The following is a 13,133-nucleotide window of genomic DNA, read 5'->3' as shown; positions in this document are numbered from 1 at the left end:
AGATTACCGTTATATTAGCGCTTGAGAATAGCTAATATTATGATAATGGTTAACATTTCAATATAAGGGATTAATGCTGCGCGCCAGCATTTCCCTCAAACTATCTTCTATTTGTGAATCTTTTCACAGAATACTCTTCCTGCAGTGCTTAGCCTTAAGAATAGCTTTCTATTTTTATATTTTGTTATTAACAGCTTGCCTTAATTTACTCAAGCATTAAGGAATAAAATATGCCACAACAAAATTATCTGGATGAGCTCACGCCTGCTTTTACCCCATTATTAGCAATAAAAGAGGCTTCCCGCTGTTTATTATGTCACGATGCCCCCTGTAGTCAGGATTGCCCGGCGCAAACCGATCCCGGAAAATTTATTCGATCCATTTATTTCCGCAATTTTAAAGGCGCTGCCGAAACTATCCGGGAAAATAATGCGCTCGGTGCAGTATGCGCCAGGGTTTGCCCAACCGAAAAATTATGTCAGCGCGGATGTACACGTTCAGGTATTGATAAACCGATCGATATTGCACGTCTGCAGCGCTTTATTACCGATTTTGAACAGCAAACGGCAATGAAAATCTATCAGCCAGCGACAAAAAAGCTGGGCAAGGTTGCCGTCATCGGTGCGGGCCCGGCAGGGTTACAGGCCAGCGTAACGCTAAGTAATCTTGGTTATGACGTCACCATCTTCGAAAAACAGGCTCAGCCAGGTGGCTGGTTGCGCTATGGCATCCCTGAGTTTCGTCTGCCGCAATCGGTTTTGGATCTTGAAATTGCCCGTATCGTTGAAATGGGCGTGACCATCACGTGCAATTGCGAAGTCGGCAATGCCCTTTCCGTTGAGCAACTCAAAGCGAATTATCGCGCCGTACTGGTTACCGTGGGGATGTCTTACGGTTCAACGTTACCTCTGTTTGAGAGAGCGAATAACGTTGAAATTGCCGTCGATTTCCTGCAACGCGCCCGGCAAGGCAGCGGCGATATTACCGTCGCGCAAAGTGCATTAATCATCGGCGGTGGCGACGTGGCGATGGATGTCGCCAGTACCTTAAAGTTGCTGGGCTGTCCGTCAGTCACCTGTGTAGCGCGTGAAGAACTGGCTGATTTCCCGGCCAGCGACAAAGAATTCAACAGCACCCAGGCATTAGGGGTATCGATTATTGACGGTTTCACGCCTGTGGCGGTTAACGGAAATCGGGTTTCCTTTAAACACGTACGCTTGCCAGGTGAACTCTCGCTTGAAGCCGAGCACATTATTCTTGCCGTCGGCCAACACGCTCAGCTTGATAATTTTGCCGCGTTAAAGCCCCAGCACAATCTTATCGATACGCAAAACTACCAAACCACCGATCCTGTCCTGTTTGCTGCTGGTGATATTGTTGAGGGCGATAAAACGGTTGTTTACGCCGTGAAAACCGGTAAAGAAGCAGCTCAGGCCATTCATCACTATTTAGAGGGAGCTTGCTCATGTTAACGAAAGAGCTTTCTATTACCTTTTGCGGCGTCAAATTCCCCAACCCATTCTGCCTCTCTTCCTCTCCGGTGGGCAATTGCTATGAAATGTGCGCCAAAGCCTATGAAAGTGGCTGGGGCGGTATTGTTTTTAAAACGATCGGGTTCTTTATTGCGAATGAGGTCTCTCCGCGCTTTGATCATCTCAGCAAAGAAGATACCGGCTTTATTGGCTTCAAAAACATGGAGCAAATTGCCGAGCATCCGCTGGAGGAGAATCTGGCCGCAATCCGCCGACTGAAACAGGACTATCCGAACAAGGTTCTGATTGCGTCGATCATGGGGGAAAATGAACAGCAATGGCAGGAACTGGCCCGCCTGGTTGAAGAGGCCGGTGCCGACATGATCGAGTGTAACTTCTCGTGCCCGCAAATGACCTCGCATGCTATGGGCAGCGATGTAGGACAAAGCCCTGAGCTGGTTGAAAAATATTGTCGGGCAGTGAAACGCGGATCGCCCCTGCCAATGCTGGCAAAAATGACGCCGAACATTGGTGATATGAGTGAGGTGGCGCTGGCGGCAAAACGTGGAGGTGCGGATGGTATCGCGACCATCAATACGGTTAAATCCATCACTAACATCGACCTGAACAGGAAAATCGGGATGCCGGTCGTCAACGGCAAATCCAGTATTTCCGGCTACTCCGGCAAGGCCGTTAAGCCTATCGCCCTGCGATTTATCCAACAACTGCGGATGCACCCTGAACTGCGGGATTTCCCAATTAGCGGCATCGGAGGAATTGAAACCTGGGAAGATGCAGCCGAGTTTTTACTGTTAGGCGCGGCCACGCTGCAGGTGACCACCGGGATCATGCAGTATGGATATCGGATTGTGGAGGACATGATCAGCGGATTGTCACATTACCTCGCCGATCAAGGGTTTGACTCACTGGAGGAGATGGTGGGTCTGGCCAATGCCAATATTATCCCCGCTGAGGAACTTGACCGTAGCTACATCGTCTATCCGGATATCCATCTGGATAAATGCGTTGGCTGCGGTCGCTGCTACATCTCCTGTTACGACGGTGGGCATCAGGCGATGGAATGGAACGATGAAACCCGCACGCCGCACTGCAACACGGAAAAATGTGTCGGATGCTTGCTGTGCGGTCACGTTTGCCCGGTAGCCTGTATCGAACTGGGTGAGGTGAAATTTAAACCTGGTGAGAAAGCGCACGAGTTAACGTTGTAATACTGACAAAAAAGCCCGGTACAGATTGCGCTGTGCCGGGCTTTTTGCGTTATACGATTACTTCTTACGCGCGTACTTCAGTGAGTCCAGCGCGACCGCGAAGATAATAATGCCGCCCTTGATAATATACTGCCAGTAAGGGTTCACACCAATGTAGGTCAGACCATAGTTGATAACGGTGAAGATAATCACACCGGTCACCACGCCAAACACGGTCCCTACCCCGCCGCTGAACGACACGCCGCCAACCACGCACGCGGCAATCGCATCCAGCTCATACATAAAGCCGAGGTTGTTGGTTGCCGAACCGATACGCCCGGCTTCGAGCAAACCACCAAACGCATAGAACACGCCAGACAACGCATAGATGATCAGCAGGTTCAGCGCAACGTTTACCCCGGACACTTTCGCCGCTTCCGGGTTTCCGCCGATAGCAAAAATATTCTTACCGAAGCGGGTTTTATTCCACAGCACCCATACAAAGGCCACGGCAATCAGCGCGTAGAAGGTGATGTAGGAGAGTCGGAAACTGCCCAGCGCAATAAAGCCCTGCGCAAAGGTTGAGAATCCGCTGTCAAAGCCAGAAATTGGCGATGCGCCGACGAAGTCGTAGTACAGGGAGTTGATCCCGTAAACGATAATCATCGTACCCAGGGTGGTAATAAACGGCGTCACGTTCAGATAAGCGATGATGATACCGTTCACCAGACCGATAATGGCGCCAATCACGCAGACAATCAGCACCACCACGATAATTGGCATCGTCGCCATTTCCGGGAACACCTTGTTGGCGTTCTCCATCGACTGCAGCAAGGTTGCCGCCACAACCGCCGCAAGGCCAACCTGACGTCCCGCAGACAGGTCTGTCCCCTGGGTAACAATCAGCCCTGCCACACCCAATGCGATAATAATACGCACCGAAGATTGCGTCAGAATATTACTCAGGTTCAGTAAGCTTAAGAAAGTGGGGTCCTGGAAAATAATAATCGCCAGCAAAACCAAAAGAACAACGTAAATTCCGCCTTCTTTCAGATAAGTAAGAAAACTTTTCTTATTTAACGCACTCATGAGGAGCCCCTAATCTTAAAGGTGCAAAGACGCAAGACGGAGGATTTCGTTTTGCGTTGTCGTTTTAGTGTCAACAATCCCGGCAACGAGACCATTACTCATCACCAGGATACGATCGGTAATACCCAATAGCTCCGGCATTTCAGAGGAAATAATAATAATCCCCTTATCCTTTTTCGCGAGTTCGGCAATCAGCTGATAAATTTCAAATTTCGCGCCGACATCGATACCACGTGTAGGTTCATCCAGCATCAGAATTTCTGGCTGCGTTAATAGCCAGCGGCCAATAACCACCTTTTGCTGATTACCACCAGACAGTGAACCGATTTGTGTACGATGGCCCGGCGTTTTCACCCTCATGGAGTCAATTACCCATTGGGTATCACTCTTCATGCGGGAATTATCCAGCAGACCGACTTTATTTTTATAGTTTTGGATATTGGAGATTAACGAGTTAAAACCAATATCCAGGTACGCGTAAATACCGGTTGAGCGGCGTTCTTCCGTGACCAGCGCAAAACCATGATTGATGGCCTCATTTGCGCTGTGGTTATTAATTTTTTTGCCGTGTAGCGTAATTGTACCCGATGATTTCTCACGAATACCAAACAGCGTTTCAACGATATCAGTACGTTTAGCGCCGACCAGACCAGCAATCCCGAGAATTTCCCCTTTGTGCAAATCAAACGAGACATCACGAATTGACGGCTGACGCAGCGAGGTCAGGTTACGCACTTGCAGAATCACTTCACCGGGCTTGTTTTCTTTGTCCGGAAAACGTTGGTTCAGTGAACGCCCTACCATCATGGCGATGATCTTATCCATATCCAGCCCTTCCAGCGGCTGGGTCGCAATCCACTGGCCGTCGCGCAGCACGGTGATTTCATCACACAGTTGGAAAATTTCTTCCATTTTGTGAGAAATATAAACAATACCGCATCCACGTTCTTTCAGCTTACGGATGATGGTGAACAGATGATTAACTTCTTTCTCGGTTAACGATGACGTTGGTTCATCCATGATGACGATTTTGGCGTCATAGGAGAACGCTTTCGCAATTTCAATCATCTGCATTTGTGAAACGGATAATGTGCCGACGCGTGCGCGCGGATCGATATCAATATCCAGCTCATCAAATATCGCTTTGGTATCACGGTACATTTTTTCCTGATCGACAAACATACCTTTGGTGGGATAGCGTCCCAACCACATGTTGTCCATCACAGAACGTTGTAATACCAGGTTTAATTCCTGATGTACCATCGAAATACCATTCTCAAGCGCTTCTTTAGCAGAATGAAAATCGATTTCTTTACCCTGAAATAAAATACTGCCGGAATCTTTTTGATAGATGCCGAAAAGACATTTCAATAATGTGGATTTCCCCGCACCATTCTCCCCCATTAAGGCGTGGATCGAATGTGGGCGGACTTTTAAATTGACATTATCAAGAGCCTTAACGCCGGGGAAGGACTTGTTGATGCCGGTCATTTCCAACAAGTATTCGCCTGACGACTGAGTATGTGTGCTGACCATAATTATACCTTGTTGGCCTTGCAGAGTGCGTTATTAAGGGCGCAATGATATTGCGCCCACAGACGGAGTATTTACTTATTGGTAAACTCTGCCAGATTATCTTTATCAACACCTACGTACGGAACACGAACAATTTTGTTCTCAATTTTCCAGTTGGTGCCATCAGCCGCACCTTTGCCATCAGCAAGGTTTTTCGCCAGATCAAAGGTAGCTTTCGCCTGGTTGTTAGCATCGTTCAGCACGGTACCGGCCATAGCGCCAGATTTCACCAGCGCCAGTGCTTCAGGCAGGGCATCCACGCCAAATACCGGTACGCTGGTTTTGTTATGTGCCTTCAGCGCTTCAACTGCGCCCATTGCCATCGCATCGTTGTTGGCGATAACCACTTCGATTTTGTTCGCGTTCGGACCGGACATCCACGCATCCATCTTATCTTTCGCCTGAGCGGTATCCCACATTGCAGTATCTAACTGCAGTTGCTCAGTTTTAATGCCTTTGTCGTTCAGCTCTTTAATCACGTAAGTAGTACGTGCTTCAGCATCCGGGTGTCCCGGTTCGCCTTTCAGCAGAACAAACTGAATTTTGCCGTCTTTGTTCAGGTCCCAGTTCGGGTTAGCTGCCCAGTGTTTAGCAATCAAATCACCCTGAATAATACCGGACTCTTTAGAGTCAGTACCGACGTAATACGCTTTGTCATAGCTGTCCAGCGCCTTGCGAGAAGGTTCTTTGTTGAAGAACACGATCGGTACGTTCTGCCCGCGTGCTTTTTCAATGACCGTGCCTGCCGCTGCCGGGTCAACCAGGTTAATCGCCAGTGCTTTAACGCCTTTTGCCAGCAGCACGTCGATCTGATCGTTTTGTTTGGACTGGTCGTTCTGCGAGTCGTTCATCAGCAACTGTACATCTGGCGCCGCTTTGGCATCTTTTTCAATAGCCTTACGTACTACTGACATAAAGTTATCGTCATACTTATAGATAGTCACACCAATGCGGGTATCAGCAGCGTGCGCAGCCGCGCCGAATAACATGCTTGCCATTACAGCAGACAGGGTCAACACCTTCTTATTCATGGTATCTCCGGTTTTAATATGCAGGGTAGTACTTGAGATAAATGCTCGGCAGGCAGAACGTTACTGAAGTGTTACTGAACGCCGAAGCTCACTTTTAAAAATATTTCTTCCGTGTCTGGCAACGCTCCAAAAACAGGCTTTATTAGTTGTTTAAGGCAGCTATACCTCGATGAAAGTGATTATTCACCGTTACATAGTAGTTACAGCGCAACAAACAGTGTCATCATAGCTATCGCATTGTTAATATACTGTGAATTTACTCACATATTGAAAGCGGTTACATCGCGCTGAGTTATTAGTTAGTGATCGATGCCGCATTCTGCCGCAGCGCCACTGAATGGCGACGTACCAGCGTCGGCATAAAGCAATGCGTCGCCTGCGGATCTAACGTACCTGCCGCCCCTTGTAACGCGAGCTCCGTCGCCATTTTTGCCATTGAGGCAATGGGATAACGCACGGTGGTCAGTTGCGGATCGGTGTAACGTGCGATGGGAATATCATCGAAGCCAATGATTGAAAGGTGTAATGGAATAGCAATACCGTTATCTTTTAGCGCGGTCAGCGCGCCGGCAGCCATATTGTCGTTGTAGGCGAACACCGCCGTTAGTTGTAAATTGCGCCCCAGCAGTTCCACCATCGCAGATTCTCCGCCCTGCATATCGGGCGAACCGGTGCCGACCCAGCTTTCTGCCGCCACTATCCCCTGCTCATTCAGGGCGCTTAACCATCCCTCTTTACGCATGGCATCATCTTCAATGCGGTGGCTTGATGCCAGATACCCGATGCGTTGATGACCATTATTAAGCAACATGCGGGTCGCCATTTTGGCACCGCTGATGTTATCCAGGCAGACGCAACGATGGGCGTAACCCGGCACCAGGCGGTTGATCAGCACCATGCCAGGGATCTGATCCATAAACTCAGCCAGCTCCCGATCGCTCAGTGCTTTAGAGTGAACAATCAGTGCGTTACAGCGTTGACGAATCAACACTTCAATGGCGTGGCGTTCTTTTTCAGCCTCATGGTAGCTGTTGCCAATCAGGACGTACTTCTGATGCTGTTGGGCAACCATATCCACGGCTTTTACCAGCGCGCCAAAAAATGCGTCTGAAACATCCATGACCACAACGCCAATTGTGTCGCTCACCTGCGTCGCCAGCGCTTGCGCGTTGGCATTTGGTCGATAGCCCAACTGAGTGACCGCCTTCATTACCGCTTCACGCGTATCGGGACTCACCAGCGCGCTGTTATTCAGTACGCGGGAAACGGTCGCGACCGAAACGCCAGACTGCCGTGCCACATCACGGATGGTTACCATATTCACTGCCCTGTTTTAGATTGCGGTTAACCGCAGACACCCCAGGCTGGATATTTTGTCAGCACAATGAAATGGGCTGCGTGAGTGAGGTCACAGGAATGAAAGCGCTTACATCCATTTTGTTAACGAATGTGATCCAGATCGTTATCTGGATGTACGAGGCAATGACGTCCCCGCCGCACGCTGAGTTAATTGGCGCCACAACCACTCAACCGGGCCCTGCCGGTAAAAACGTAGCCATATGACGGAGAACAGCAGATTTACGGCCCAGACCGGAATGACGAAATACAGCAGCTCCAGCCGGTCAAATTTCATAAACAAGCCCGCCTGGTAAAACAGCGTGGTACAGATTAAGGTCTGTAACAGATAGTTGGTTAGCGCCATGCGCCCCACGCAGGCGATGGCAATGACCCATTTTAAGCGGCTAAGCTGCGGCCAGAAACCGAACATCAGCGCTGCGTAACCAAGGGTCTGCAACGGCGCGCCCAGCTCTCGCGGAGCTTGTAACAGGAAAGCACACCAGCGGTAGGCCCAGTCCAGTTGCCACTGAGCGATGATAGCAGGCAGGTTAATCGCCATCCCTGTAATGATCAGCAGCACGCCGGTACGTCTATAGTGCTGCAAACTATACTGTCCTTTTAGCCAGCCGCTGCGCATTAATGCTGCGCCGAGCAGCATCATCCCCGCCAGTTGCCAGCCGTACTGCGCACCCAACGCCAGCAAGCTATTGGACATCATATCCACGCGATTGCTGACTGCTTCCATTCCGCCGTTCACCTTCCAGTATTTTTCATACAGCAACGCTGAAGCATCCGGTGTCCAGGCGCGGCTGGTCTCACTCCCGGAGATCACGCCCAGCAGCAGCAGTACGCCAACGCCCACCAGATAAAGCAGCACGCCGGTATTAAATAAACTTTTTACCGACGGCGCATCACGGATCAACCGCCAACAAATCAGGCCGATTAAGCCATATGCCAGCAGAATATCGCCATCCCAGAAGAGTAAACCGTGAATAAAACCCAATAGCACCAGCAGCGTAAGCCGCGACTGGATCCAGCGTTTACCGCGTGGGAGCAGCATTTGCAGACCAGCACCGAACAGCAGCGCAAAAAGCGTGAGGAATTTTACCTGCGCAAAGAGATCGAGCAGCGCCCAGGTCCAGGCGTCGGATAAGGTGATGTTGCCATACCACGCGGGATTGAGGTATGCCGCCTTTGGCAGGCCAAAGGCGCTAATATTGAGAAGCAGGATACCCAGGATGGCGACGCCACGAATAAAATCCAGCGTGACATTACGCTCCATGGTCCCTGCCCCGATCAGTTGTGGTGGCGTACTGCGCGCAGGAATTCCTGACGCGTGTTCTGGCTGGACTTAAACAATCCGCCAAGAGACGTGGTCGTGGTCGCGCTGGTCGCATCACGAATGCCGCGCGCTTTCACACAGTAATGCACCGCATCAATCGACACTGCTACATTGTTCGTCCCGAGCAGCGTTTGCAGCGCAGTGAGAATTTGCTGAGTCAGGCGTTCCTGTACCTGCGGACGCTGAGCGAAGAACTGCACAATGCGGTTAATCTTCGACAGACCAATGACCGAATCTTTCGGGATGTACGCCACTGTCGCCTTGCCATCGATAGTGACAAAGTGGTGTTCGCAGGTGCTGGTCAGCGTGATATCGCGGACCGTGACCATCTCATCCACCTTCATTTTGTTTTCAATGACGGTGATTTTCGGGAAGTTGGCGTAATCGAGGCCGGAGAAAATCTCATCAACATACATTTTCGCAATGCGATGCGGAGTTTCCATCAAACTGTCATCGCTCAAATCAAGGTTGAGCAATTGCATAATCTCGGTCATATGACCTGAGATCAGACGTTTGCGCGTTTCGTTATCCATCTCTTGCACGGGCGGGCGCAGTGGTGTTTCAAGACCACGCGCCACCAGCGCTTCATGAACCAGGGCCGCTTCTTTACTGAGTGATGACATTTCTTCTTCTCCTGCAGGTGGGGCGCCTCTGCCCTGCATGGGGCAAAGTTTTTAGGCTGTGTCACAGCCAGAACATTGTGCGTGAGGCGGCGCACATAATCCAGTATTCACCGCGATAATTATTGAAATTGGCACAGCCTTTCAGCGTAGCAATTTCACTTACTGTTTAGCCCGGTGATATCGAGTGTTAATGTAAAGTTATATAGATGATGAAGTATGTTTGCTCAATGCGGAAGTGAAAGTTACTCACGGTGCAATGAATAATCTGTATTATGGTGAGTTCGCAAACACATTCAGGTTCAACACAACAAGGAGCCACGCATGGAAATGCTTGAAGAGCACCGCTGTTTTGAAGGTTGGCAGCAACGCTGGCGTCACGACTCCGCCACGCTAAATTGCGCTATGACCTTCAGTATTTTTCTTCCCCCACCCCGCGATAACGCCCCGCCTCCGGTGCTGTACTGGCTGTCAGGTTTGACCTGCAATGATGAAAACTTCACGACGAAAGCCGGGGCGCAACGCATCGCGGCTGAACTGGGTATAGTCCTGGTGATGCCGGACACCAGCCCGCGTGGCGAGCAGGTTGCCAACGATGAGGGTTACGATTTAGGTCAGGGAGCCGGTTTTTACCTTAATGCCACCCAGCAGCCGTGGGCAAGCCATTTTCGCATGTATGACTATCTGCGTGACGAACTGCCGGCACTGATTCAGTCTCAGTTTAACGTCAGCGATCGCTGCGCGATCAGCGGGCATTCTATGGGCGGTCACGGCGCATTAATTATGGCGCTGAAAAATCCCGGGAAATACACCAGTGTTTCCGCCTTTGCGCCGATCGTAAATCCTTGCCGCGTTCCCTGGGGCGAGAAGGCTTTTAGCGCTTATCTGGGTGAAGATAAATCGCAATGGGCTGAGTGGGACAGTTGCGCGTTAATGCTGGCCAGCAAGCCCGCAGATGCGATTCCAACGCTGATTGATCAGGGTGATAGCGATCAGTTTCTTGCCGATCAGTTGCAGCCCGCGGTACTGGCCGAAACAGCACGTCAGACCGCATGGCCAATGACCTTACGCATCCAGCCGGGTTACGATCACAGCTATTACTTTATTGCGTCGTTTATCGAGGATCACCTGCGATTCCACGCCCAGTATTTGCTGAAGTAACGCCTGATTGAGGGCGGCACAGCCCTCTTCATTTCTCCATCATTCCTTCACTTTCTCTCCTTTTTATTTCATCGCTATCTCATTGAACAGAAGAACTTTTTCCTGAAAATCACATTAAACACAAATGATTTCTATTATCATTTGTGTTTACAAATATTAATGATTTTGTACAATCACCCCGCTTCTTTACTGAAAAGAGTCCTTAAAAGACAAATACATACAATTGTCATGGCCTTTCACATGACGCGCAGTTTGATTCATTTAAATGGAATGATACAAATGACTATACCTCACGTTAAGGCTGTAGCTGCCGCAGTATGCGTCGCCAGTCTCCCATCACTCGGCCATGCCGCAGAACAAGACACCGTGGTAGTAACCGCTACCGGCTTTGAGCAGAAAATACAGGATGCTCCGGCGTCGATATCTGTTATTACCAAGCAGCAGATCGAAGATAAAGCCTATCGCGATGTCACCGATGCGCTAAAAGATGTCCCTGGCGTCGTCGTCACCGGCGGGGGGAGCAGCAGCGACATCAGTATTCGCGGTATGGCTTCGCAATACACGCTCTTCCTGGTCAACGGTAAACGCATCAGCACCCGCGGCACACGCCCGAACAGCGACAATTCAGGTATTGAGCAAGGTTGGCTGCCGCCGCTGGAATCCATCGAGCGTATTGAAGTCATCCGTGGCCCGATGTCGTCCCTGTATGGTTCCGATGCGATGGGCGGCGTCATTAACGTCATCACCAAGAAAGTCTCGAATACCAAAGCCTGGACCGGCTCTCTGCACGGCGACGCCACGTTCCAGGAGGACAGAGACTCCGGCGATATTTACCAGACCAACGCCTATGCGTCCGGGCCACTGATTGACGGATTACTTGGTGCGAAGGTGACCGGGTTATTCTCCCATCGGGCGGAAGATAAAATCCTCAATGGCTACAATGAACAGCGTATGCGTAACGGAGGGTTAACCCTGAACTTTACGCCAGATGATAAAAATGACGTCGACTTCGATTACGCTCGTGAATTGCAAGACCGCGACAGTACGCCGGGCAAATCTATGGCTGAGGAAAACTGCCGCAACGGAAGCTGTAAGCCCAACAGTAAAAGCGAAAGCAAGTATGTACACACGACCTATTCCTTAACCCACAGTGGTTATTACGACGACTTCAACTCCACCAGCTATGTCCAGCAGGAAGAGAGCGAAAACCCGGGTCGCCAGATGAAGTCTTACAACACGATTTTCAATAACCAGAATCAGGTCTTCCTCGGGGCGCACACCCTGACGTTAGGCGGGCAATACCGTTATGAGAAATTGCGTGATAACGGGAATCAGCTACAAGCTGCTGATGGGCTGAACAAACTGACCCGCTGGAGCTGGGCGTTGTTTGCTGAAGATGAATGGGCCGTTACCGATACCTTTACGTTGACCGGTGGTCTGCGTATGGATAAAGATGAAAACTACGGTGACAACTGGACGCCGCGCGGCTATGGCGTATGGCATCTGAGCGATCAATGGACCTTAAAAGGCGGCGTTTCGGCGGGCTACCGTGCGCCAGACCTGCGCCAGTCATCAGCAAACTGGGGACAGGTCACCGGCGGCGGACGTCTGAACGGAATCATTGTCGGCAATCCAGACCTGAAGCCGGAGAAAAGCCTCAGCGAAGAAATCGGCTTACTGTGGGATAACGGCGACAACCTCAACGCAGGCGTCACCCTGTTCAATACCGACTTCAAAAACAAAATCACCGAGGTGCGTCGCTGTAACAGCAGTTCCGACCCGGCCTGTACTATCGGCAATACCACTTATGACTTCGTCAGCGATCGCGTTAACGTCGATAAAGCTAATATGCGCGGCGTAGAATCCACCTTCGGCTGGAAAATAACCTCCGACGTCAACTGGACGGCGAACTACACCTACACGGAATCTGAGCAGAAAAGCGGTCAGTTCTCCGGCCAGCCATTGAACAAAATGCCAAAGCATATGTTCAACACCACGCTGGACTGGCAGGCCACGCAGGATCTCGGTTTCTGGAGCCGCCTGAATCTGCGCGGGAAAACGTCTGAATACCTGAGCCGTACTTCTATGGCGCAGGGCACGCCGTCCTATACCCAAGTCGATGTGGGTTTACGCTACTATGCCACCAAGGATCTGTTGATGACTGCCGGCGTGTATAACGTGCTGGATAAGCAAATCGATTACGATACCTACGACACCGTCCTCGATGGTCGTCGTTACACGGTTGGCCTGACTTACAGCTTCTAAGTCTGGCGCAATAAAAAACCCCGGCACTCACC

Annotated in this window: 10 protein-coding genes; 4 read left to right on the top strand and 6 right to left on the bottom strand. The window is 50.4% G+C overall.

The features are described from left to right. The first annotated feature begins 230 nt into the window (after positions 1-230). Together OGX99_RS16570 and preA are read left to right on the top strand one after the other, a co-directional pair. The gene (locus OGX99_RS16570) at positions 231-1,472 is read left to right on the top strand and encodes an NAD(P)-dependent oxidoreductase (RefSeq protein WP_151219830.1); all 1,242 of its coding nucleotides are present in this window, start codon (positions 231-233) and stop codon (positions 1,470-1,472) included. Continuing rightward, positions 1,466-2,701, top strand: coding sequence for an NAD-dependent dihydropyrimidine dehydrogenase subunit PreA (gene preA, locus OGX99_RS16565; RefSeq protein ID WP_286544248.1), 1,236 nt, complete (start codon positions 1,466-1,468; stop codon positions 2,699-2,701). The genes OGX99_RS16570 and preA overlap by 7 nt, the downstream gene beginning before the upstream one ends. Before the next feature lie 57 nt (positions 2,702-2,758). On the opposite strand, the gene mglC is transcribed toward preA, so the two are convergent. From mglC to folE, 6 genes are all read right to left on the bottom strand, one after another. Further along, a complete protein-coding gene (gene mglC / locus OGX99_RS16560; RefSeq protein WP_003027393.1) occupies positions 2,759-3,769 on the bottom strand; it encodes a galactose/methyl galactoside ABC transporter permease MglC in 1,011 nt (336 codons plus the stop codon). Positions 3,770-3,784: 15 nt separating this feature from the next. Further along, a complete protein-coding gene (gene mglA, locus OGX99_RS16555) occupies positions 3,785-5,305 on the bottom strand; it encodes a galactose/methyl galactoside ABC transporter ATP-binding protein MglA (protein ID WP_005129207.1) in 1,521 nt (506 codons plus the stop codon). A 71-nt stretch (positions 5,306-5,376) separates the two neighbouring features. Continuing rightward, complete coding sequence (mglB, locus tag OGX99_RS16550) at positions 5,377-6,375, bottom strand: galactose/glucose ABC transporter substrate-binding protein MglB (RefSeq protein ID WP_003027399.1); 999 nt, start codon at positions 6,373-6,375, stop codon at positions 5,377-5,379. Between the two features lie 295 nt (positions 6,376-6,670). Beyond that, positions 6,671-7,693: an HTH-type transcriptional regulator GalS gene (gene galS / locus OGX99_RS16545; protein ID WP_151219832.1), complete on the bottom strand. Its 1,023-nt coding sequence runs from the start codon at positions 7,691-7,693 to the stop codon at positions 6,671-6,673. A gap of 144 nt (positions 7,694-7,837) precedes the next feature. After that, positions 7,838-8,995, bottom strand: coding sequence for a DUF418 domain-containing protein YeiB (gene yeiB, locus OGX99_RS16540; RefSeq protein WP_151224729.1), 1,158 nt, complete (start codon positions 8,993-8,995; stop codon positions 7,838-7,840). Positions 8,996-9,009: 14 nt separating this feature from the next. Next, the gene (gene folE / locus OGX99_RS16535; protein ID WP_003027410.1) at positions 9,010-9,678 is read right to left on the bottom strand and encodes a GTP cyclohydrolase I FolE; all 669 of its coding nucleotides are present in this window, start codon (positions 9,676-9,678) and stop codon (positions 9,010-9,012) included. 321 nt (positions 9,679-9,999) lie between these two features. Here folE and fghA point away from each other — a divergent pair, with 321 nt between their 5' ends. Both fghA and OGX99_RS16525 read left to right on the top strand, forming a co-directional pair. Further along, positions 10,000-10,836, top strand: coding sequence for an S-formylglutathione hydrolase (fghA, locus tag OGX99_RS16530; RefSeq protein ID WP_151219834.1), 837 nt, complete (start codon positions 10,000-10,002; stop codon positions 10,834-10,836). A 279-nt stretch (positions 10,837-11,115) separates the two neighbouring features. Then, a complete protein-coding gene (locus tag OGX99_RS16525) occupies positions 11,116-13,101 on the top strand; it encodes a ligand-gated channel protein (protein ID WP_151219839.1) in 1,986 nt (661 codons plus the stop codon). The last annotated feature ends 32 nt before the right edge of the window (positions 13,102-13,133 follow it).

It is taken from the genome of Citrobacter sp. Cu096 (genome assembly GCF_030332285.1).
Taxonomy (GTDB): Bacteria; Pseudomonadota; Gammaproteobacteria; order Enterobacterales; family Enterobacteriaceae; genus Citrobacter; species Citrobacter meridianamericanus.
Note: the sequence above shows the minus strand (reverse complement) of the source record. Positions and strands in the feature narration are given on the sequence as shown.